Source organism: Poseidonibacter lekithochrous (assembly GCF_018861145.1).
GTDB lineage: Bacteria > Campylobacterota > Campylobacteria > Campylobacterales > Arcobacteraceae > Poseidonibacter > Poseidonibacter lekithochrous_A.
In genome coordinates, this window is record NZ_JAHKQT010000038.1 from 84203 (window position 1) to 107748 (window position 23546).

Annotated in this window: 26 protein-coding genes; 20 read left to right on the forward strand and 6 right to left on the reverse strand. The window is 28.8% G+C overall.

What is annotated here, in order from left to right:
- The first annotated feature begins 57 nt into the window (after nucleotides 1–57).
- The 20 genes from KO488_RS13200 to KO488_RS13295 all read left to right on the forward strand — a co-directional run bounded on the left by KO488_RS13200 (nucleotide 58) and on the right by KO488_RS13295 (nucleotide 15886).
- A complete protein-coding gene (locus KO488_RS13200; protein ID WP_216059278.1) occupies nucleotides 58–693 on the forward strand; it encodes a biotin--[acetyl-CoA-carboxylase] ligase in 636 nt (211 codons plus the stop codon).
- Nucleotides 690–1466 carry a ParA family protein gene (locus KO488_RS13205; RefSeq protein ID WP_216059279.1) on the forward strand — a complete coding sequence of 259 codons (777 nt, stop codon included), beginning with the start codon at nucleotides 690–692 and terminating at the stop codon, nucleotides 1464–1466. The genes KO488_RS13200 and KO488_RS13205 overlap by 4 nt, the downstream gene beginning before the upstream one ends.
- 33 nt (nucleotides 1467–1499) lie before the next feature.
- Nucleotides 1500–2357, forward strand: coding sequence for a ParB/RepB/Spo0J family partition protein (locus KO488_RS13210; RefSeq protein ID WP_216059280.1), 858 nt, complete (start codon nucleotides 1500–1502; stop codon nucleotides 2355–2357).
- A gap of 116 nt (nucleotides 2358–2473) precedes the next feature.
- Complete coding sequence (locus KO488_RS13215; RefSeq protein ID WP_216059281.1) at nucleotides 2474–2896, forward strand: F0F1 ATP synthase subunit B'; 423 nt, start codon at nucleotides 2474–2476, stop codon at nucleotides 2894–2896.
- Between the two features lie 15 nt (nucleotides 2897–2911).
- Nucleotides 2912–3427 (forward strand): F0F1 ATP synthase subunit B, encoded by a 516-nt coding sequence (locus KO488_RS13220; protein ID WP_216059282.1) that lies wholly within the window; start codon nucleotides 2912–2914, stop codon nucleotides 3425–3427.
- Nucleotide 3428: 1 nt separating this feature from the next.
- Nucleotides 3429–3959, forward strand: coding sequence for a F0F1 ATP synthase subunit delta (locus tag KO488_RS13225; RefSeq protein WP_216059283.1), 531 nt, complete (start codon nucleotides 3429–3431; stop codon nucleotides 3957–3959).
- Between the two features lie 22 nt (nucleotides 3960–3981).
- A complete protein-coding gene (gene atpA / locus KO488_RS13230; RefSeq protein WP_216059284.1) occupies nucleotides 3982–5499 on the forward strand; it encodes a F0F1 ATP synthase subunit alpha in 1518 nt (505 codons plus the stop codon).
- A 10-nt stretch (nucleotides 5500–5509) separates the two neighbouring features.
- A complete protein-coding gene (atpG, locus tag KO488_RS13235) occupies nucleotides 5510–6394 on the forward strand; it encodes an ATP synthase F1 subunit gamma (protein WP_216059285.1) in 885 nt (294 codons plus the stop codon).
- A gap of 18 nt (nucleotides 6395–6412) precedes the next feature.
- Entirely contained in the window at nucleotides 6413–7807 is a 1395-nt protein-coding gene (atpD, locus tag KO488_RS13240; RefSeq protein ID WP_216059286.1) for a F0F1 ATP synthase subunit beta, read from the forward strand.
- Nucleotides 7808–7826: 19 nt separating this feature from the next.
- Nucleotides 7827–8204 (forward strand): ATP synthase F1 subunit epsilon, encoded by a 378-nt coding sequence (atpC, locus tag KO488_RS13245; protein ID WP_216059287.1) that lies wholly within the window; start codon nucleotides 7827–7829, stop codon nucleotides 8202–8204.
- A 72-nt stretch (nucleotides 8205–8276) separates the two neighbouring features.
- A complete protein-coding gene (locus KO488_RS13250) occupies nucleotides 8277–8771 on the forward strand; it encodes a MotA/TolQ/ExbB proton channel family protein (protein WP_228319184.1) in 495 nt (164 codons plus the stop codon).
- Between the two features lie 3 nt (nucleotides 8772–8774).
- Nucleotides 8775–9164 (forward strand): biopolymer transporter ExbD, encoded by a 390-nt coding sequence (locus KO488_RS13255; RefSeq protein WP_216059289.1) that lies wholly within the window; start codon nucleotides 8775–8777, stop codon nucleotides 9162–9164.
- Nucleotides 9165–9167: 3 nt separating this feature from the next.
- Nucleotides 9168–9902: a TonB C-terminal domain-containing protein gene (locus KO488_RS13260; RefSeq protein ID WP_216059290.1), complete on the forward strand. Its 735-nt coding sequence runs from the start codon at nucleotides 9168–9170 to the stop codon at nucleotides 9900–9902.
- Between the two features lie 2 nt (nucleotides 9903–9904).
- Nucleotides 9905–11176 carry a Tol-Pal system protein TolB gene (tolB, locus tag KO488_RS13265; protein WP_216059291.1) on the forward strand — a complete coding sequence of 424 codons (1272 nt, stop codon included), beginning with the start codon at nucleotides 9905–9907 and terminating at the stop codon, nucleotides 11174–11176.
- Between the two features lie 51 nt (nucleotides 11177–11227).
- Nucleotides 11228–11797, forward strand: coding sequence for an OmpA family protein (locus KO488_RS13270; protein ID WP_216059292.1), 570 nt, complete (start codon nucleotides 11228–11230; stop codon nucleotides 11795–11797).
- A gap of 4 nt (nucleotides 11798–11801) precedes the next feature.
- The gene (locus KO488_RS13275; protein WP_216059293.1) at nucleotides 11802–12800 is read left to right on the forward strand and encodes a tetratricopeptide repeat protein; all 999 of its coding nucleotides are present in this window, start codon (nucleotides 11802–11804) and stop codon (nucleotides 12798–12800) included.
- Nucleotides 12801–12822: 22 nt separating this feature from the next.
- Nucleotides 12823–13359 (forward strand): FKBP-type peptidyl-prolyl cis-trans isomerase, encoded by a 537-nt coding sequence (locus KO488_RS13280; RefSeq protein ID WP_216059294.1) that lies wholly within the window; start codon nucleotides 12823–12825, stop codon nucleotides 13357–13359.
- 162 nt (nucleotides 13360–13521) lie between these two features.
- Nucleotides 13522–14451, forward strand: a complete 930-nt coding sequence (fabD, locus tag KO488_RS13285) for an ACP S-malonyltransferase (protein WP_216059295.1) — start codon at nucleotides 13522–13524, stop codon at nucleotides 14449–14451.
- Nucleotides 14444–15139, forward strand: coding sequence for a 5'-methylthioadenosine/adenosylhomocysteine nucleosidase (locus KO488_RS13290; protein WP_216059296.1), 696 nt, complete (start codon nucleotides 14444–14446; stop codon nucleotides 15137–15139). Before fabD ends, KO488_RS13290 begins: the two co-directional genes overlap by 8 nt.
- A gap of 6 nt (nucleotides 15140–15145) precedes the next feature.
- Nucleotides 15146–15886, forward strand: coding sequence for a tyrosine-protein phosphatase (locus KO488_RS13295; protein WP_216059297.1), 741 nt, complete (start codon nucleotides 15146–15148; stop codon nucleotides 15884–15886).
- A 25-nt stretch (nucleotides 15887–15911) separates the two neighbouring features.
- On the opposite strand, the gene KO488_RS13300 is transcribed toward KO488_RS13295, so the two are convergent.
- Genes KO488_RS13300 through asnB form a run of 6 tightly spaced genes read right to left on the reverse strand, consistent with a single transcriptional unit; the run spans nucleotide 15912 to nucleotide 23535 of the window.
- Nucleotides 15912–18272 (reverse strand): GumC family protein, encoded by a 2361-nt coding sequence (locus KO488_RS13300; protein ID WP_216059298.1) that lies wholly within the window; start codon nucleotides 18270–18272, stop codon nucleotides 15912–15914.
- Between the two features lie 10 nt (nucleotides 18273–18282).
- Nucleotides 18283–19065: a polysaccharide biosynthesis/export family protein gene (locus KO488_RS13305; protein WP_216059299.1), complete on the reverse strand. Its 783-nt coding sequence runs from the start codon at nucleotides 19063–19065 to the stop codon at nucleotides 18283–18285.
- Nucleotides 19066–19125: 60 nt separating this feature from the next.
- Nucleotides 19126–19458 carry a VanZ family protein gene (locus KO488_RS13310; RefSeq protein ID WP_216059300.1) on the reverse strand — a complete coding sequence of 111 codons (333 nt, stop codon included), beginning with the start codon at nucleotides 19456–19458 and terminating at the stop codon, nucleotides 19126–19128.
- On the reverse strand, nucleotides 19455–20570 hold the full coding sequence (locus tag KO488_RS13315) for a glycosyltransferase family 4 protein (protein WP_216059301.1): 1116 nt from the start codon (nucleotides 20568–20570) through the stop codon (nucleotides 19455–19457). Before KO488_RS13315 ends, KO488_RS13310 begins: the two co-directional genes overlap by 4 nt.
- Nucleotides 20571–20581: 11 nt before the next feature.
- Nucleotides 20582–21622 carry an EpsG family protein gene (locus KO488_RS13320; RefSeq protein ID WP_216059302.1) on the reverse strand — a complete coding sequence of 347 codons (1041 nt, stop codon included), beginning with the start codon at nucleotides 21620–21622 and terminating at the stop codon, nucleotides 20582–20584.
- On the reverse strand, nucleotides 21619–23535 hold the full coding sequence (gene asnB, locus KO488_RS13325; RefSeq protein ID WP_216059303.1) for an asparagine synthase (glutamine-hydrolyzing): 1917 nt from the start codon (nucleotides 23533–23535) through the stop codon (nucleotides 21619–21621). The genes KO488_RS13320 and asnB overlap by 4 nt, the downstream gene beginning before the upstream one ends.
- Between the last annotated feature and the right edge of the window lie 11 nt (nucleotides 23536–23546).

The following is a 23546-nucleotide window of genomic DNA, read 5'->3' on the forward strand; positions in this document are numbered from 1 at the left end:
TTTTTAAAATGATTATATTTAATATAATCTTGTAAAGTTATTATGTATACTCTTATTATGAAAATAATTAAACTAAATGAAGTCAGTTCTACGCATACATATTTAAAAGAATATATAAAAAACAATACATATACTGAGAATATATGTATTTGTACTGATTATCAAACAAATGGAATTGGAAGTAGGGGTAATTCTTGGAGTGGAATTAAAGGCAATCTTTTTTTCTCTTTTGTAATATCAAAAAAAGATTTACCAGATGATCTTTTACTTCAAAGTGCATCAATATATTTCTCATATATATTAAAAGAAGTTTTAAAAGAAAATACTTCAAATGTATGGTTAAAATGGCCAAATGATTTTTACGTAAATGATAAAAAAATTGGCGGAACGATTACAACTGTATCAAAAGATTTAATATATTGCGGCATAGGTTTGAATTTAAAAACAGTAAATGATGATTATGGAAAATTAGATATTAAAATCAACTCAAATGATATTTTAAAATGTTACTTTGATAAATTAGAAAGAAAATATTTATGGAAGCAAATCTTTAGTGATTTTAAGGTAGAATTCGAAAATAGTAGAAAATTCAAAGCAACCGTTGATAATGAAAAAATATCATTAGAAAATGCGATATTAAATAGTGATGGCTCAATAGAAGTAAATAATAAAAAGGTATTTAGTTTAAGATGACAGAAATTATAGCAATAGCTAATCAAAAAGGTGGAGTAGGTAAAACTACTACTGCTGTTAATTTAAGTGCAGCATTAGCATTAGAAGGTAAAAGAGTATTATTAATTGATGCTGATCCTCAAGCTAATGCAACAACATCTTTAGGATTTCATAGGGATACATATGAGTATAATATTTATCATGTAATGCTAGGGACTAAAGAATTAAGTGAAATTATCTTAGATTCAGAAATAGAGAATTTAAAAGTAGCACCATCAAATATTGGACTTGTAGGAATTGAAAAAGAGTTTTATAAAAATACTAAAGAGAGAGAATTAGTCCTAAAAAGAAAAATTGATCCAATTAAAAAAGATTATGATTTTATAATTATTGATTCACCTCCCGCTTTAGGACCCATTACAATAAATACTTTAAGCGCTTCAAATTCTGTACTTATTCCAATTCAATGTGAATTTTTTGCACTTGAAGGTTTAGCACAGTTATTAAGTACGATTAAATTAGTCAAGCAGACAATAAATAAGACTTTACAAATTAGAGGTTTTCTTCCTACTATGTACTCTTCTCAGAATAATTTATCAAAACAAGTGTTTGCAGATTTAGCACAGCATTTTGAGAGTAAATTATTCAAAGTTGATGATAGCTCATATGTAGTGATTCCACGAAATATAAAACTAGCTGAAAGCCCTAGTTTTGGAAAACCAATTATGTTATATGATGCAAGTGCTAGTGGTACTAAAGCATATACAAATCTTGCTCGTGCAATTACTGCATAACTTTATAAAATTATATTATAACTAGGAAAACTTATGGCATTAGGTAGAGGATTAGGAGAATTATTAGGAGAAGTAGAATCAGCATATGAGAGTAATAATACTCATGATTATGCTTCAAAAGTAGTCGATTTAGATATCTCATTAATTCAAGCAAACCCAAATCAACCAAGAAAAATTTTTGATGAAGAGAAACTTGAAGAATTAAGTTTATCTATTAAAGAACATGGTTTATTACAGCCAATAACAGTAATACAAAATGAAGATGATACTTTTACATTAGTTTCAGGAGAAAGAAGACTAAGAGCACATAAATTAGCAAAAGAAGAAACTATTAAATCTATTGTCTTGGATATTGATGCTTTTAAGTTAAGAGAATATGCATTAATTGAAAATATTCAAAGAGATGATTTAAATATTGTAGAATTAGCATATTCATATGCACAATTAATCAATGAACACAATATTACTCATGAAGAATTATCAAAAAAAGTATTTAAAAGTAGAACATCAATTACAAATACTTTAAGATTGTTACAATTAAGCTCATATGCTCAACAACTTTTAGCAAGTAACAAAATTAGTGCAGGTCATGCTAAAATTATGTTAGGTTTAAGTGATAATGAACAGAAAATGGTTTGTGATTCTATAATTGGACAAAAACTGTCTGTTAGAGAGACAGAAAAGCTTGTAAAAGAGTTAAAATCTAAAAACAATCCAAGTCCTAAAAAACAGAAGAATAAAGCGAATTTTGATTTTAAACCCTTATCAAATGTTTTATCAAAATTTGAAGCAAATGGCCTTAAAGCCAAGGCTGAAAAGAATTATTTTAAAATTGAAATCAACTCTCAAGAAGATATTGAAAAAATTTCTTCTTACTTTAAGTTACAATAGTAACAAAAACTAAAAATTTATACTTTAATTTTTTCCTTTAATATAATTTTATAGTTAACTTTGCTAAAATAATAGAGTTTTAGTTAAACTAAACTGTAAAAAATATGGAGGAATGAATGTTAGACATAAGTCCTGTATTATTGCTTAGCTCTGGTGTTATCTTTCTTTTAGTTCTTGCTAGACTAAACAGTTGTCTATTCAACCCATTACTTAAGCATATGGATGATAGAACAGCTTCTATTTCGAAAGATTTAGAAGATGCGAAATCAAACGGTGCAAATGTTGATGGAATGATTGCAGAAGCAAACAATGTGATTGCTGAAGCAAAAAAAGAAGCAGCTGCTATTAGAGAACAAGCCTATAAGGAAGCCAAAGAGAGCGCTGATGCAAAACTTGCAAGTGCTAAATCTAATTTAGAAGCAAAGTCTTCGGAATTTGCTAAAAACTTACAAGATGAAACTAAAGCTCTAAGAGATTCTTTAGTATCTTCTATGCCTCAATTTAATGAGAGCCTAAAAGCTAATCTTAGCTCAATTTAAAAGGGAAGTGGAAATATGAACAGAATTTTATTACTTGGATTAGCTTTAGCTCCTGTTGCATTATTTGCAAGTAGCGAAGGTGCGGTTGAAACAGATATTGTTCAAAGAACCGTTAACTTTATTATATTTGCTGGAATTTTATGGTATTTAATTGCTGATAAAATTAAAGCATTTTTTGCTGATAGAACTTTATCTATTCAAGCAGAACTTGACAAAGTACAAGATACTTTAAAAGCTTCTGAAGATAAAGTAAATGAAGCCAAAAAACAACTTGAAGATGCAAATAAAATTGCAGCTGAAATTGTTGAAAACGCAAAAGCTGATATTGATTCTGTTAAAGAAAAAGTATCATTAGCTGTAACTGCTGATATTAATAATCTAGAAAAAAATCTAGAGGAAATGATTAAAGTAGAAACATCAAAAGCTAAAAAAGAAGTTGTTGCAGAAATTCTTGAAGAGTTATTAAAATCTGACAATATCAAATTATCTCAAGATGAGTTAGTTAATATTGTTTTAAAGAAGGTAGCTTAATATGAATGATTTAGTAGCAAAAAAATATGTTAAAGCATTAGTTGATGGAAGAGATATTAAAGATATTACTGTTGTAAATGATAATCTTAATAGTATTTCTTCAGCATTCACTGATGATAAATTTAACTCTATTATATCTTCTCCTGAAGTAAGTGATAGCAAAAAAGTTGAATTAGTACTTTCATTAGTGAAAAAAGCTGATAAAACTTTAACAAACTTTGTTAAATTACTTGGTGAAAAAAGAAGATTAGAGATATTACCATTTATTGCAAATGAACTTAATGTTCAAATTGCAAAAATGAATAATACATATGTTGGAGTTGTTTATACAAATGAAGAATTATCGAAAGATTATGTTTCTTCAATTGAAAAACAATTTAGTAAAAAATTTGATGTTAAATTATCATTATCGCAAAATGTTTGTGATTATGATGGTATCAAAGTAGATATTGATGGATTAGGTGTTGAAATTTCTTTCTCTAAAGAAAGATTAAAGTCACAAATGATTGATCATATTTTACAAGCAGTTTAGAACTTAACAAAGGAGAAATTGAATGGGTACAAAAATTCAAGCTGATGAAATCAGTTCGATCATAAAAGAAAGAATTGATAACTTTGAATTAAATGTAGATGTAAATGAAACTGGTAAAATCATCTCTTATGCAGATGGTGTTGCTCAAGTTTACGGTCTAAAGAACGTTATGGCTGGAGAGATTGTTGAGTTTGAAAATGGGGACAAAGGTCTTACATTAAACTTAGAAGAAGCTTCTGTAGGTGTAGTTGTACTTGGTAAGGGTGATGGATTAAGAGAAGGAAGTTCTTGTAAAAGACTTGGTTCTTTATTATCTACTCCTGTTGGTGATGCAATGAAAGGAAGAGTAGTTAATGCTCTTGGTGAACCTATTGATGGTAAAGGTGCAATTGAATCAACTGAGTCAAGATTAGTTGAAGAAAAAGCTCCTGGAATCATGGCTAGAAAATCTGTTCATGAACCATTACAAACTGGTATTAAAGCAATTGATGCACTTGTTCCAATCGGAAGAGGTCAAAGAGAGCTTATTATTGGTGATAGACAAACTGGTAAATCTACAGTTGCTATTGATACAATCCTTAATCAAAAAGATCAAGGTGTTACTTGTATTTATGTTGCAATTGGGCAAAAAGCATCTAATGTTGCTACAGTAGTAAGAACATTAGAAGAAGCTGGAGCAATGGATTATACTATTATTGTTAATGCAGGTGCTGCTGATTCTTCAGCATTACAATTCTTAGCACCATATACTGGTGTTACTATTGGTGAGTTCTTTAGAGATAATGGACAACATGCACTAATCGTATATGATGATTTAACTAAACATGCGGTTGCATATAGAGAAATGTCATTATTATTAAGAAGACCTCCAGGTCGAGAAGCATTCCCAGGGGATGTATTCTATCTTCACTCAAGATTACTTGAAAGAGCTGCAAAAATGTCAGATGAAAATGGTGCTGGGTCTATGACTGCATTACCAATCATTGAAACACAAGCAGGGGATGTTGCTGCATATATTCCAACAAACGTAATTTCAATTACAGATGGTCAAATCTTCTTAGAAACAAACCTATTTAACTCAGGAATTAGACCTGCAATTAATGTTGGTTTATCAGTTTCAAGAGTTGGTGGAGCTGCACAAATTAAAGCTACTAAACAAGTTGCTGGTACTTTAAAATTATCTTTAGCACAATTTAGAGAACTTGAAGCATTCGCACAGTTTGCATCAGATCTTGATGAAGCTACAAGAAGAGAACTTGAACTTGGTCAAAGAATGGTTGAAGTACTTAAACAAGGTGTTAACGCTCCTTTAGTAATTGAAAAACAAATTGTTATTCTTTATGCTGGTACAAAAGGTTATATTAATGATGTAGCTGTTGAAGATGTTGTAAGATACGAAGCTGAATTACATGCATTCTTTGAACAAAAATATACTAATATTTTAGATGCTATTAGATCTAAGAAAAAGATAGATGATGAAACTGAAGCAGAATTAAAAGCTGCATTAGAAGAGTTTAAAACTGTATTTAGTGCAAACTAAGGATTAGTTAATGGCTAACTTAAAAGAGATTAAAGTACAAATTGGTAGTGTGAAAAACACTCAGAAGACAACTAAAGCTATGAAGCTTGTATCTTCTGCAAAACTAACGCGAACTAGACAACTGTCTGATCAAGCGAAAAGTTATGCAGGTAAGATAAATGATGTTCTTTCTGATATCGCTGCTAGAGTTAGCAAAGTTCAAGACGAAGGAAACATCGGTAAGGCATTTATTGCAAATGATAACCCAAAAACAGTTGATATTGTTTTTGTTACTGCCGATAAGGGACTTTGCGGTGGTTTTAATATGGCAACAATTAAAACTGTTAGTAATATGATGAATGACTATAATGCAAAAGGAACAACAGTTAGATTAAGAGCTGCTGGAAGAAAAGGTGTTGATTACTTTAACTTCCAAGGTGTAAGTTTACATCAATCAGTTTCTGATTTATCTTCTGCTCCTGAGTATGATAGAGCAGCTGATTTTATTAACGATGTTGTAGAAGACTTTAATACAGGTGCTACTGATAAAGTAGTAGTTGTTTATAATGGATTCTTAAACATGTTAACTCAAGAAATTAGAGTTAGAGAATTGTTACCAGTTAGCTTAGAAAGTGCAGATGTTGAAAATGCAAGTTCTATGTTAAATATTGAACCAGATGATGATGAAGAAGTGTTAAATGAATTAACAGGTAAGTATATTGATTTCAATATGTATTACGCTCTAATTGACTCTTTAGCTGCTGAACATTCTGCAAGAATGCAAGCAATGGAAGCAGCAACTAAGAATGCAAAAGAGAAAGTTGACTCATTAACAGTACAATATAATAAAGCTAGACAAGCTGCAATTACAACAGAGTTGATTGAAATTATCTCTGGTGTAGAATCATTAAAATAATTTAAAGGAGCATCGCGTATGAAAGGTAAAGTTATTCAGGTAATGGGTCCGGTTGTTGATGTTGAATTCGACGGCTACCTACCAGAAATAAATGAAGCTATTGACGTAGTATTAGCAGACGCTAACGCTGACAGATTAGTATTAGAAGTTGCTGCACACATTGGTGATAGTAGAGTAAGAACTATTGCAATGGATATGACTGAGGGATTAACTAGAGGTCAAGAATGTAACGCTACAGGAGGTCCTATTAAGGTTCCTGTTGGAGATGCTGTATTAGGAAGAATTTTCAATGTAATTGGTGAACCTGTAGATGAAGGTGAAGCTATTGCTGAAGATACTCCAAGATGGTCTATTCATAGATCTGCTCCTTCTTTTGAAGAGCAATCAACTAAAACAGAAATGTTTGAAACTGGTATCAAAGTTGTAGATTTACTTGCACCATATTCAAAAGGTGGAAAAGTAGGATTATTCGGTGGTGCTGGTGTTGGTAAAACAGTTATTATCATGGAATTAATCCATAATGTTGCTTTCAAACATTCAGGATACTCAGTATTCGCAGGTGTTGGTGAAAGAACAAGAGAAGGTAATGACCTTTATTTCGAAATGAAAGATTCTAACGTACTGGACAAAGTTGCATTATGTTATGGTCAAATGAGTGAGCCTCCAGGAGCTAGAAATAGAATTGCCTTAACAGGTCTTACTATGGCTGAGTACTTCAGAGATGAAAAAGGTCTAGATGTATTAATGTTCGTTGATAATATCTTTAGATTTGCACAATCAGGTTCTGAAATGTCTGCATTATTAGGTAGAATTCCTTCAGCAGTTGGTTACCAACCAACACTTGCTTCAGAAATGGGTAAGTTACAAGAAAGAATTACATCTACTAATAAAGGTTCAATTACATCTGTACAAGCTGTATATGTTCCTGCGGATGACTTAACAGATCCAGCTCCTGCTTCTGTATTTGCTCACTTAGATGCTACAACAGTACTTAACAGAAAAATTGCTGAAAAAGGTATTTACCCAGCAGTTGATCCATTAGATTCTACTTCTAGAATTTTAAGTGCAGATGTATTAGGTCAAGAGCATTATAATACTGCAAGAGGTGTTCAATCAGTTCTTCAAAAATATAAAGATTTACAAGATATTATTGCAATTCTTGGTATGGATGAATTATCTGAAGCTGACAAACTTGTTGTTTCTAGAGCTAGAAAAATTGAGAGATTCTTATCTCAACCATTCTTCGTAGCAGAAGTATTCACAGGATCTCCTGGTAAATACGTTGAATTAAAAGATACTATTGCTGGATTCCAAGGAATCTTAGAAGGTAAATATGATGACCTTCCAGAAATGGCATTCTACATGGTTGGTGGAATGGACGAAGCTTTAGCTAAAGCTGAAAGTTTAAAATAATTAACCATTAAGGCATAACATGGATACAATTAAATTATCAATAGTTACACCTAATGGAGAAATCTTTAATGATGATGTAAAAACCGTAACTCTTCCAGGAAAAGAGGGAGAGTTCGGTGTTCTACCAGGACACTCATCATTAATTTCTTCACTAACAGTTGGTGTGATTATTATTGAAAAAGCTGATTCTACTGAAGCTGTTGCCATAAATTGGGGACATGTTAAAGTTGATGAAAGTTCAGTTGACGTTCTAGCAGATGGTGCAATAGCATTAACTTCTGGACCAGATTCACAGATTGCTAAAAATATTGAAGCTGCAAAAGACTTAGTTAACTCTGTTAAAGATTCTAAAGTCTCTGTTGCCTCAGTTGAAGCAAGAATTAACTCATTTGCATAATAGCTTATGACTGATACAATACTAAATTATTTGACTAATAGTAGTGCTATAACTTATATAGTTTTAGCGCTATTGTCAATCTACTTAATCATTACAATATGGATTTTCTTATATAGATATTTTGCACTTACTGCACTAATTAGAAATGAAGAAAAATCATTAGAATCTCTTACTTCACGAGAAGCTACATTTTCACCATTATCTGCATTAAATAAATGTGCAAATAATACGAATTCAAAAGAACTGCTAAATGCATGCGAACTTAATATTATTAAAGACGCTAGTGTTGGTGTATCTTGGTTAGCAATTATCTCATCTACAGCACCTTTTATTGGTTTATTTGGTACGGTTGTAGGAATATTAGAATCTTTTGCAAAATTTTCTACAGAGTCTAAAGTTGCTTTTTCAGTTATTGCTCCTGCAATCTCAGAAGCACTAATAGCTACAGCTGCAGGTATTTTCGTGGCAATTTTTGCATATACTTTTCATCAAATAATTGTAAGAAAAGTTTATGAATTAAATACTTATATTAAGGCTCAATCTCAAATATTAATTGCTAAGGGTTAATTTATGTATGATTTTAATCAAAAACCAGATTTAAATATAACCCCTTTAGTTGATGTTATGCTAGTTTTACTAGCAATTTTAATGGTAACTGCACCTGTAATTAATTATGAAGAATCTATTAATCTTCCAAAAGGAAGTAAATCAAAACAAGTTTCTAATTTCAAAAAAATAGATATTCAAATTGATAAAAATAGAGTAGTTATAATTAATAAGAAAAAATATGATATAGCAAACTTCCCTGATAGTTTTTTACTATTTGTTAATGGCAAAGATAAAAATACTCCTGTTCATATAAGAGCAGATAAATCATTGAAATATGACGATATTATATTTGTTTTAAAATCAGTAAAAGAGACTGGATTTTTTAAAGTTGCTTTAGTTACAGATGGTTAATCAATGCAAAAAAATTCATCTCTTTTAATATCTGGAATATTATCTTTTTCTTTTTACATTCTTCTATGTTTTTTAGTTGTTTATTACATTAGTTCACCTCCTGTGAAAAAATATACTGCTAAAACAAAAGTTACAGTTTTAGAACTTGACGTAATTGTTGAAAAAAGTGATAAAAAAAGAATAGAAAAAAAAGAAGATAAAAAAATTGAAAAGAAAGAAGTCGTGGTGGAAAAAGCTGCTTCAAAAGCTGCTGAGAAAAAACCCGATTTAAAATCTTTATTTGCAAACGTAAGTACAAAATCAGCAAAAGTTGCGAAAAAAGAAGTAAATAAAGTTGTTAAATCAATTGACCCTAAAAAGTTTAAATCAAAATTTGAGAAACAAAAAAAATCATCAAATGTAAAACTTGATAAATTATTAAATGACAAAAAAACAACTACAAATGTAAGTAGTTCTAGTAAGAGTAAAAGTAAAGAAAGTGATGAATATTTTTCTCAAGTTTCAAGTTTACTTGATGTATGGATACCTTTAATTAGAGAAGATGGATTACAAGCTACTGTTCTTGTTATGATTGATACAAATGGAAGATTTGATTATAAATTTAAGAAATATTCTGGAAATAATGATTTTGATATTTCTTTAAAAGCTTTTTTAGAAGAACAAAAAAGTATAATATACCCTAAACCTAAAAAAAGAAAAAAAGTTCAAATAGATGTTGACTTTAAATCAAAAGGATAAATATGAAAAAAATATTACTAATTACAATATTACTAATAAGTTCAGTTTTTGCAGCAGTTGATGCAAAGCTTGAGATAGTAAAAAAAGCAAATACACTACCGAAAATTCTTATTTCAGTTGCAAGTGATACAAGTGAAATTTCTACACTAAATAAAATCAAGAAAATACTTTCAAAAGATTTAGAAATTAGTGGGCATTTTGAAGTATTAAGTATTCAACATAATAAAAATTATACTGAGTTACCAGATTTAAATGTCTTAACAAATGAAAATGTTGATTTATATTTAAATTTATCTGCTGTTAGAAATGCTACAGGTGGATATAGTTTATTAACTAAATTATATGATATAAATGCACAAGCTATGATTTTAGAGAAAAGTTTCACGAGTTCAAGAGAAAATAGATATCCATTTTTAGCTCATAGAACAGCAATCTCAATAAATGATCACTTTAAAGCGCCAAGTATTAAATGGATGGATAAATTTGTAATTTATTCAGTTTATAAAGGTGCTGGTAAAGCAGATATTATGATTGGAGATTATACTTTAACTTACAAAAAACAGATTGTATCAGGTGGTTTAAATATCTTCCCTAAATGGGCTGGAAAAGATCAAAAAAGTATTTATTACACATCATATAACTATGATAAACCTACACTTGTAAAATTAAATATCTTTACAAGTAGTAAGAAAGTTATTATGAGTTCTGATGGAATGATTGCTTGTTCTGATGTAAGTGCAGATGGGTCAAAGTTACTAATTACAGCTTCTCCTTCAGGTCAACCAGATATCTATGCTTATGATACACGAACGGCTAAAAAAACAAGAGTTACAACATATAGTGGTATTGATGTTGGTGGACAGTTTATTGAAGATGATAGTAGAATTGTATTTGTTTCAGATAGATTAGGAAATCCAAATATTTTTGCTAAAAGTGTTAACTCAAGAGGTGTAGAAAAATTAGTTTATCATAGTAGAAACAATTCTTCAGCAACTTCATACAAAGACAATATTGTTTATGCAAGTAAAGATAAAGAGAATGAATTAGGTGAAAAATCTTTTAATCTTTACCTAATGTCTACAAAGTCTGATGATTTAAAAAGATTAACTGCAAGTGGAATAAATCAATTCCCAAAATTCTCTCAAGATGGCGAGTCACTCCTATTTATTAAGTCATTCAAAGGTGTTAGTTCAATTGGAATTTTAAGATTAAATTTCAATAAGTCATATTTATTCCCTTCTAATAATGGAAGAATTCAATCAATTGATTGGTAATTAAGTTTTGATTTTGTAAAATAAGTTAATTTTTAATTTAAGGATAAATTTATGAAAAAAATTAGTATTTACTCTTTCTTAGTGGCATCTGTTTTATTTACAGCAGGTTGTAGTGAAAAAAACGTTGACATGACAGTTGACAATACTCCAAAGCAAGTTGTTGTTGATAATTCAGAATCAGCTTTAAACACGATTCCAGAAACAACTATCAATGAAATTACAGATGGTTCTTTCTCAATGGCTGGTGAAGCTGATAATGGTGTTTACTATATCATTAATGGTAAAAAAGTATTAATTGAAAATGTATACTTTGGATTTAACAAGTATGACTTAACATCATCAATGAAAGATGTAGTTATGAATAATGCTAATAAATTATCTGCTGTTAATACTTCTTCTACTATTAAAGTTACAGGTAACACTGATGAATGGGGAACTGATGAGTATAACTATGCTTTAGGTTTAAAAAGAGCAAAAGTTGTAAAAGATGTTTTAATTAATAATGGCGTAAATGCTAATGTTAGATTAGTTACATTAGGTGAAAGTAATCCAGCTTGTACTGAAAAAACTTCTGCTTGTTGGCAAAAAAATAGAAGAGTAGAACACGCTCTTACTAAATAATTCTATGAATAAATATATTTTATCTTTTTTAATCATTAGCACATTAGCTGTAGCCGAAGAGGTTTCAGTTTTTGGTGCTGGTGATCTAAATGCTAAAAACCCTTATGGATTAAACTCTTCTGAGAAATATATTCTTAAAAATCAAAAAAAACTAAATACACTTACTTCAAAAGTAAGTGATGTTAAGTTATTAATTGATTCATTAAATAAAAGAATTGAAGGTCTTGAATCAATTTATGAAGGTGACTCTTCAAAATTGAACTCTACAGTTTTAAAAATGAATGAAATTATAAAAAAAGTTGAGTTATCTTCAGATATGGCTAGTAAAAATAGCACAGAAACTGAAGAAATCAAAAATGTTTCAGAACAACTTCTAAATATGAAAGAAGAGACTGATAAAGAAGTTAAAACAAGTATTTCAACTTTAAAACGTGCAGTTTCAAAACTATCCAATTTAGTTAATAAAATTAATTCTCAATATATTTCTGAAAATGAATTAAAAACCAATATGAATCAGTTTGTTACAAGAGCTGAATTTGAAGCATTAAAAAAAGCAGTTGGAGTTAAATCAACTTCAAGTGCATCAACTTCATCATCTCCTTCTGTAAGTGTAGAAAAAAAGTCTAAAGAAATTGATCTTTCTGATAAAGCTGGTTTATCTGCAAGTGCAAAAGAAGATTACAAAAATAGAAACTTTACAAAAGCAATTCCAAAGTTTGAAGCTCTTGTAGGTGCAAATTATAAACCAGCAGAAGGTAATTATTACTTAGCTGAAATGTGGTATGTAAGAAAGAAATATGACCTTGCAATAAGTCATTTTAAAAAATCTGCTATTCTTTATGATAAAGCAGCTTATATGCCTACATTATTATTGCACAGTGCTATCTCATTTGAAAAGACAAAAGATAAAGAAAATGCTAAAAGCTTTTACAGTACTTTAATAGATCTTTATCCTAATTCTTCTGAGTCTAAAGTAGCCAAGAAAAATTTATCAAAATTATAAAAAATAATAAAAAGGAACATTTATGTCAAATAAAGTTATAGGTATAGAATATAATCTTAAAGATGCTAAAACTGGTGATCAGTTAGACACTAATTTAGGTCAAGCACCTTTAGAATTTATTACTGGAAAAGGTCAAATTATTCCAGGATTAGAAGCAAAAGTTGAAACAATGGCTGCTAACGAATCTGCGGATGTTTTAGTTGAACCTAAAGATGGTTACGGTGAGTACAATGAAGAAGCTATTCAAGTTTTACCAAAAGAGCAATTTGCTGGTATTGAGTTAGCTGAAGGTATGTCATTATATGGAACTGGTGAGCAAGGTGAAACTGTTCAAGTTTTAGTTAAATCATTTGATGATAAAGAAGTTACTATTGATTATAACCACCCAATGGCTGGTAAATCTTTAATGTTCTCTGTTACAGTTCTATCTTTAAGAGATGCTAGTGAAGAAGAAGTTCAAACTGGTGTTGTTGGTGGAATGGCTGCGATGAGTGGCGGATGTTGTGGTGGTGGTTCATCTGAATCTGCACCTCAATCAGGTGGTTGTGGTTGTAATTAGTAGTTGCTAGGTTAGCAAGATATTACAAAACAATTATCTTTTTTGCCCGAGTGTATTTATGCACTTGGGCAAAACTATTTTTTAGGGTTATGAATTTTAACTTTAACAAATAGTTTTGAAATAAACTACATATTTAAAAATTTAATTATATGAGGTATTATAATGAAAAAAGTTGCTTTTATTTTTCCAGGGCAAGGTTCTCAAGCTGTTGGAATGGGTAAAGATTTTTTTGAAAATAGTGATATTGCAAAAGAGATGATTTCAAAAGCTAGCGAGCGTTTAGGAATCAATTTTGAAGAGCTATTATTTACTGAAAATGACAGATTAGGTAAAACAGAATTTACACAACCTGCAATTTTACTTGTAAGTTCAATTGCAAATGCAATTTTTAAAGATAAGTACGATATTCAACCTGAATTCGTTTTAGGACATTCGTTAGGTGAATTTTCAGCTTTAGTAGCTGCTGGAGCACTTGATTATTTAGATGCAGTTGAATTAGTACATAAACGTGGTTTATTTATGCTTGATGCATGCTCAAATGGTGGTGCTGGTATGATGGCATTAGTAGGTATGGATGACAAAGCAGTAGAAAATATTTGTGAAGAACAAAGAGCAGCAGGAAAACAAGTATGGCCAGCAAATTATAATATGGATGGACAACTTGTACTTGCTGGAATTAAAGCAGATTTAGAATCTTTAGTTGATACATTTAAAGAAGCAGGAGCTAAAAGAGCTATTGTTTTAGATATGTCTGTAGCTTCACATTGTGAATTATTAACAGCATCTGTTGAAAATTTAAAACCATATTTAGAAGAGTATTTAAAAGATGAATTTTCTTCTGTTATTTCAAATGTAACAACACAAAGTTATACTATGAAAGATGAAGCTATTGAATTATTATCATCTCAACTTACATCACCAGTAAAATATAAGCAATCAATTTTAGCAAATACAAATGTAGATGCATTTATTGAATTTGGAAATGGTGCTGTTTTAAAAGGTTTAAATAGAAAAATTTGTAAATCAATTCCTACATTAAATGTAAGTGATTTTGCATCACTAGAAAAAACAATTGAGGCTTTAAATGACTAAATTAGCAATCATGGGAGCAATGGAAGAGGAAATCGAACCTCTTTTATCTCACTTTACAAATGTAAATGTAGTAGAATTTGCAAATAATAAATATTATGAAGTAAATTACAAGGGTTTAGATATTGTAATAGCATATTCAAAAATTGGAAAAGTTTTCGCAAGTCTTACTGCTACAACTATGTGTGAGAAATTTGGTTGTGATACTTTACTTTTTTCAGGTGTTGCAGGTGCTATCAATCCTGAGCTTAAAATAGGTGATTTAATTATCGCTGATAAATTATGTCAACATGATTTAGATATTACAGCTTTTGGACATCCAAATGGATTTGTTCCAGGTGGAAGTGTTTTTGTAGAAACTTCAAAAGATTTAAGAAAAGTTGCAATAGAAGTAGCAAAAGAAAATAATCTAAAAGTAATTGAAGGCACAATAGCAACAGGTGATCAGTTTGTACACTCTACAGAGCGTAAAGATTTTATAGAATCAACTTTCAAAGCTGATGCCTTAGAAATGGAAGGTGCAAGTGTTGCTGTCGTTTGTGATGCTTTAAATGTACCATTTTTTATATTACGTGCTATTTCTGATAGTGCTGATATGGATGCAGGTTTTGATTTTGATGAATTTCTAAAATCCAGCGCAGTTAATTCTGCTAATTATTTAATAAAAATAGTTGAAAAATTAAATAGATAAAATAAATTGTTAAAAAAACTATTCAACAGTTTTAAAAAAGATGATATAAAAGTTCCTTTATTTTATACCACAGATTTACATTCACATTTAATTCCTGAAATTGATGATGGATCTAAATCTATGGAACAAAGTATAGATATGATTAAATCTTTAAAAAAACTAGGTTTCAAAAAACTAATCACTACCCCACATATTATGTCCCATAGATATCCAAATAATAGAGATATTATTTTGAATGGTCTAGATAAAGTACAAAAAGAATTAGTAAAACAAAATATTAATATGGCTATAGAAGCAGCTAGTGAGTATTATTATGATGAACATTTTATTGAACTTATTGGAAAAAAAGAGCTTCTTACTTTTGGTGATAATTATGTCTTATTTGAGCTTTCCTATACTACTCCTACCTTTGGTATAGAACAAACAGTTTTTAAGCTTTTAAACGCAGGATATAAGCCTGTATTAGCACACCCTGAAAGATATACATATTTCTCATCTTCTTTAGAAAAATATTATCAATTAAAAGAAATAGGTTTAGAGTTTCAAATAAATGTAAATTCAATTGATAACTTCTATGGAAAAAAATCTAAAGTAGCAGTTAATTATCTAATAAATAATGGTTTAGTAAGTTTCGTAGGAAGTGATACTCATAGACCAAAGTATGTAGAAGCTTTAGAAAAAAGCATATCTAGTAAAATATTTAAAAAAATAGAAGAGAAGAATAGAATAAAAAATATTTATTTATAAAAAAAGATAAAGAAAATTTATTTCTTTATCTATTTTTATAATACTTCTCATTTCCATAGCCATAGCCATATACAGAGCCGTAACCATAGCCATATTTTTCTCCAATTTCAACACCATTTAAAATTAATCCAAAAGTATTTTGATTATGTTCTCTTGCAAATTTATCAAGGTTTTTCACAAACTCTTTTCTTGTATAATTAGCTCTAACTATCATAAAAGATATATCAGAATAATTCATAAGAATAGCTGCATCAGTTACAAGTCCAACAGGAGGAGTATCTATAATAATATAATCATAAATTTCTTCTAATTGTTGGATAAATGAAGTCATTTCTTCTGTTAATATTAGTTCAGAAGGATTTGGAGGTAAGGTACCTGTTGTAAAGACATCAAGTGTGCCATCTTCATTTATACTATTTTTAATATCTTCAAATGTATTTTGAAAAGTTAAATAGTTAGTGATTCCTACATTATTTGGAATATTAAATTCATTGTGTAAACTTGCTTTTCTTAGATCTAAGTCTAATACAGCAACTTTTTTATCTGCTTGAGCTATTATTTTGGCAAGATTTGCAACAACTGTAGTTTTACCTTCTCCTGATACAGAAGAGGTTATTGCAATAATTTTATTTTTCTCATGTTTTGGAAGAAACTGTAAATTTGTTCTAATACTTCTATATGACTCATCAATTAATTTGAGTGTTTTTTTATTTTTCTCATTTGGGATTATCCCATAAATTGGAATAGAACTAAACTTTTCAATTTCATCTGCATTCTTAACTGTATTATTCATAAATTCTCTTAAAAATGTCCATGCAAGACCCATAATAAATCCTAAAATAATACCAACTAAAACAATCATTGTTCTCTTTGGCTTAATAGGGCTTCTATTTTCAATAGCCTCATCTAAAAGTCTAGAACTTGAAATAGTAGATGATTCTAATATTGCTGTTTCGGCTTTTTTCTCAAGTAAATAAGAATAGATTTTTTCATCTATTCCAAAGTGTCTCGTAAGTCTTGATAATTCTATTTCTTGCTTTGGCAAAGTTGCAATTGACCTATGGAACTTTGAAATAATATTCTTCATAGAAGATTCTCTTTGAGTTAATTGAGTTAAGTTATTTTCTAAAGTTGCTTTTATTGATCTTTTAAGTCTTGATATATTTTGATTTGCCTTTTCTACATCAGGGTGTAAGTTAGTAAAGTCAACTAATAAAGTAGATTTATTTGTAGCCTCTTCTTGTAATTTTGTTACTAAACTTCCAAGAGCAGGATCTGCAAAGTTAATAGAACCAATAGTAAGACCTGTCAAATCTTGATTTGTTTTAATATATTGATTAAGATTTGATAAGATATTTAATTCAGTTTGAATCTCTTCAAGTTTTGCTTCGTATTGACTAAGCTGTTCTGTTGTTTTTATAGCTTGTTCTCCAAGTCCTACAACTTGATTTTTTTCTTTAAAATTTTCTAGCTTAGTTTCAGATTTTTTAAGTCTTGCATTTATTGAATCAAGTTGTACATCTATAAACGACAATGTAAGATTTGCTTCTTTTGTTTTTTGACTTATTTCTTGTTCTACATATGCTTTATGTACTGCGTTTAAAATCTCTTTTGCTCTTAAAGATGAAGTATCTTGAAATGATAATCTTAAAATTGTAGCTTTTTTTGATATTTGAGAAATAGAGATATTACTTTTATAATGGTTATAAAGTCCCATATCTGTCATAAAAGAGAAACTATAATTACTATTTGTTAATGTATGTATCTTTTTGATATTTAGTGTGAAATATTCTGAATTTATAGTTTCATTATATTTATGTATCTTGTTATAAACTATTTTATCAGAATTACTCAATGGTAGAATACCAATAGTTTTTAGAAAACCTTTTATACTAAACATTGATATAGGTTTAATTGTTAAGTTAAATGTCTCACTATCTATAGGTGTTAATATAAAGTTTTTACCATATGCTAAATCATCAATAAAAGTTGATGTTACAACAAAAGGCGAATTTTTATATAGTTCTATTTCTCTAAAGTTATGACTAGTAAAATATCTAGTTTTAAGATTTAAGTAAGAAAATACTTTTTGCGCTAAGAATCTAGATTTAAAAACTTGGATTTCATTATCTACATTTGCTCCTCCACCATCAAAAGCTTGAAGCATAAAATCAGTACTAGAAGCTGACTTTTTATTTTCCATCAACTCAATAGTTGAAGATGCTGAGTATATACTTGGTTTTGAATAAGCAAATATAGTACTAACTATCATAAATAAAAGGGTAATAAATATGATAGAGTACTTATATCTAAAGATAGTTTTAAAAACATCTTTTAAATCTATTTCATCGTTATGTCTTTGGCTTATTGTTTCGTTACTATTCATATTCTTCCTATTAATCTATAAGAGTTTTTCTTTGCACAAATGGATTTAAGATACTAGATATAGTATTCCAAAGTGGCGAAATCTCATTAAATGCTTGATTGAAACCTTTCATATCTCTAGGTTGCACATAAAGTATATCGTTTGGTTTTAGATATAAACTAGAAAGAGATAAAGCAGACATATTTGTAATATCAATATTTCTAATCTCAGGTTTTCTTAAATCCCCACGTATTACTTTTACATTTACTCTTGAAGCATAATCTGTAAGATCACCTGATCTAGCAATTGCTTCAATAATATTCATAGTACCATTTGTTACAGATACGATTCCTGGATTTTTAACTTCACCTATTACTATAACTCTTTGGTTTTTTATCTCTACTAAAACATAAGGATTTCTGATATATTTTTTATACTCTTTTATTAACATATTAGAAGCTTGATCTTGTGTAAGTCCTACTACTTTAAAACTGCCAATAAGAGGAAGTCTTACTGTTCCTTTTTGAGTTACTAAAAGTCCTATATTTTCTTGTATAGGATTACTTGTATTTGTTTCTCTACTTGTCAGAATTGATGTCATTTGTTGTGAACCTTGACCTGCTTGAATATATACAGTAATATCAACTCTATCATTTGGTGCGATGATATTTTCAAAAACAACTTCCTCATCATAACTCTCTTGACTAATAGTTGTAATCTCATCACTAGATTGAAAAAGTTTATATTCTTTCATACTACAACCACTAAAGACAAGTGTAAATAAAACACCTAAAAATATTATATTTCTCTTCATAACTACTTCCCCTTTATTATAATGCGATTATAACATATTTTATTATAACTTTTTTATTTTCTACAAATTTTCTCTAGTATTTTCTTTTATAATCTTCACTATTAACAAATATAGCACAATACCTAATAAACTAGCTAAGGCATCATTAACGCTAGCTTCTCTACCTACAAATGACTGAATCACTTCTATAAGCACAGCAAATAAAGCTAATATAGAGAACTTAAATTTATTATTAATATCTTCAAAACTTCTAAAAAATAAAAAACTTAAAATAAAAAATGCTAGAAAATGTTTGATTTTATCTGCACCTTCAAACAAATAAGGATTTATAAAAGTAGAGTTAAATGAAATATATACAATTAACCCAAGTGCTAAAATAAACAAATATCTCATATCAAACTTTTTATTTTTTCTAAATATTTAGCTATAACAATACTTTCATCAAATTCATTGACAACTTTTGCTCTTCCTTTTTCACCCATATCTTTTATCTCTTCTTTTGATAATAAGATCATCATTTCAATTTTTTGAGCTAAATCTTCACTATTTTTTACTTTACATAAAAAACCATTTTCTTTATGAACTACTACATCTCTACATCCTGGTACATCTGTAGTGATTATAGGTTTTGCAAGGCTTGCAGATTCAAGTAATACTCTTGATAATCCTTCTCTATAAGATGGGAGTATCACACAGTCTACTTTTTCTATTTCTGATTTTACATCATCACTATGTCCCAAATAGTCTATAAGTCCATTTTCTATCCACTTATTTAGTTCTTCTTCTTTTACCGCTGTTGGATTTGCTTCATATAAAGAACCTAGAAGTTTAAACTTAACATCTGGATACTTTTCTTTTATGATTTTTATAGCTTCTATATATTCTAAAATACCTTTATCTTTTACAAGTCTTGCTATCATCATAAAAGTAAAGTTTGTATTTTCTTTTAGCTCATTTGATTTTTCTTGTGGTTTATAAATATCTGTATTTATTCCTGAACCAGGAAGTAAATCACACTGTTCTTTTTGTACGAGTTTATTTTCTATAAATAAATCTTTATCATCATTGTTTTGAAAGAAAACACTATTTTTCACAAGTGCCACTTTATAAAGCCAGCGAGCAATTTTTGATGATAAATTATCATTTAAAAATACAGTACCAAGACCTGAAATATTTGATATGACTTTTTTACCTAAAATTCTTGCAGCTATTGAACCATAGATATTTGGTTTGATAGTGTACTGAAGTATTACATCTGGATTTATCTTTTTGTAAAGATTATAATAATCCTTAATAAGTTTCAAATCCTCTATAGGATTTGTACCTTTGTTATTCATCTTGATATCATGATATTCAAAACCTAAGTCTTCAAGTTTTTTTGAGTATTCATCATACGGTGAAACACAAACTATTTTGTAGCCTTCTTTTTGTAAAGCTTTTAAAAGTCCAACTCTAAAGTTGAAAATATTCCATGATGTGTTTATTGTGATTAATATTTTTTTCATTTTCTACTTCCTTACCATAAATCATGGAATAATATATTTTGATATGGAACCCATAAATAAGCATGTGCTGCAAAATTCAACCATACATACAAAACTAAACTATAGTAGGTAATTATTGCTAAGTTTACCATAGACATAGAAAACTGATGAGACATAAGAATAGCAAGCCTACTCCAAACTACAAGTTGAATAGGTATAAGATATAAAGCCATCCTATCCACTGCTGTAGAGGCAAATCCAACTATTGCAAAAGAAAATATTGATAATAAAGCTATAATAAACCAGAAACCAAAATCATTAAACAACTCTTTCCATCTTTTTCTATATAGTATTAAAAATATTGCAGGAATAAGGTTCATAAAAGTTCTTATATATGCTCCTGATGATTGCATTTGAGCAGTAACATAATTTTGAATAAGTCTATCTTGATATTGGGATAAAAAAGCATCCCAAACTCCAAATCCAATTATACCTACAGCAAACATTTTAAGAAGTTTTCCTCCTCCATTAGAAAAGATGCCAAGACCAATCATAAGTACAGCAGATTTATGAAATGTGGTAGCTAAAATAACTAATATAAAAAATCCTAACATTTTATTTTGTCTAAGATAGACCAGTGCCCATAGAACAAATCCTAAAGCTACAGCTTGCCTTGTATATCCCATACTTACAACTGTAATAGTATATGGAACAGCAACTGCTATTACCATCCAAGGATTATCTTCATGTCTTGCAAAAGTTATAAGACCATACATAAATATTGCAGCGCAAACAAGATTTACAGTACCAATACCAAAATCTAACTGATATATAATAAAATTTAATAAAAAGTATCCTTGATCTTCTCCCAAAAGTACTTTCTGATAAGTATAGTACTGCATATCTACGTAATGATGTAAATATGCAAACCAATCTCCTCCAATTTCAAATCGAAGTCCAATTATCATCGAGTAGACTATTCCTAAAATTAGCCATAAAACGTTATTGCTTAAAATTCTATTATTTATAGCTAAAAAAGCTGGAATTAAAAACATTATAAAATAAGTAATCATCCTAGCCACTCCTCTTTCCACATCTCAAACATAAGTATAAACCATATTAAAGATATATTGACAGTTTTTCCACTATATAAATCTTTTAAGATATTTTCTATTTCATTTACATTATAAATATTACTTTTTTCAAGTTTTTCTTTTGAAAGATATTTTTCTACCAATGGTTTTAAATCTGTTCGTAGCCAAGATTCAAGAGGAATTTGAAAACCACTTTTTGGTCGCTCAATAAGTTCTTTTGGTACATGTTTATAAAGGACTTCTTTTAATAAATATTTTCCTACACCATTTTTGTATTTTAAACTATTAGGTAATTGTGCTGAAAATTCTATAATTTTATGATCAAGTAGTGGTTCTCTAGCTTCAATACTTACACTCATACTAGCTCTATCTACTTTTGTAAGTACATCATCTACCATAAATGTTTTATAATCCATTAGTAACATTTTATCTAAAGCTGAAATGTTACTTTTAGCCTTTAGATTAAAAGCTGTTTTATCAAACTCTATTGTTGTATCTTTAAACACTTTTTTTAAAGTATCATTATCCACATATGAACTAGCATTTATAAACATCTCTTCTATGTTATTTGATTGGATTGCATTTTTAAATTTCTGATATTTATCTTTGATATTTTTTTGTTTAAATTTATTTGGTAAAAGATTGTTTATTGTTTGTATATTATTTGCAGAGATAATACTTGTTAAGGCTTTTAATACACCTTTTTTTAAAGCTTGATTTTCTAAGTTAGAAATTTTATTTAAAGCAAAGTATTTGCTATATCCTATAAAAGCTTCATCTCCTCCATCACCAGAAAGTACAACTGATACTTTTTCTTTTGCCAGTTTTGATACAAGTATAGTAGGAAGTGCAGAACTATCACCAAATGGTTCATCATATAAAAATGGAAGTTCTTTTATAAGTTCTAACATATCATCTGTATCACAGTAAAGTTCTGTATGTTCCGAACCTATATGTTTTGCTATTTCTTTTGCATATATTGCTTCATCATAATCTTTTTCATTAAATCCTATAGTAAAAGTTTTAATAGGACTCTTTGAGTTCTTTTGTATCATTGATGCAACTAAACTACTATCAACTCCACCACTTAAAAATACTCCTACTGGAACGTCTGCAATCATACGTAGATTGAAAGACTCTTTTAGAATATTTTCAAGTTCTTCTAAAACTACTTTTTCATTATCTTCTGATTTTTTTTGAGTATAAAAATCTTTTACATCCCAATATTTTATCTCTTTAATATCTTTTGATTTAATATCATATTCTAAATAGTGACCAGGTTTTAACTTGAAAGTATTTTCAAATATAGTAAAAGGTGCAGGAATATATCCAAATCTAAAATAAAATGGTAATGCTTTTTTTTCTATCGATTTTTTGAAGTTTTCATGAACATAGAAAGATTTTAATTCACTACCAAAAATAAATTCAGTTTGGTTGATATGATAATATAAAGGCTTTACACCTGCTCTATCTCTAAAAATATATAGTTTTTCATCATTCTTATCATAGATACAAAAAGCGAACATACCTCTGAATCTATTTACACATTTTATTCCCCAAGCATCAAAAGCTTTTAGTATAATTTCTGTATCACTGTGTGATACAAAGGTATAGTTTAGTTTTAAAAGTTCTTCTTTTATCTCTTCGAAATTATATACTTCACCATTGAAAATAATACTTAGATTTTCAAAGCTCATAGGCTGATGTCCAAGCGGACTTAAGTCTTGGATAGACAATCTTCTATGACCTAAGCCTATTGTGAAATTATCTTTTTCAAAAATTTCTGTACCAAAATCATCAGGACCTCTATAGTTTATAATATCTCTCATTTTATTAAAAGAGTTTTCTTTTATATTTTTTGAATAGTCAACTATTCCTATTATTCCGCACATTATTTTTATAT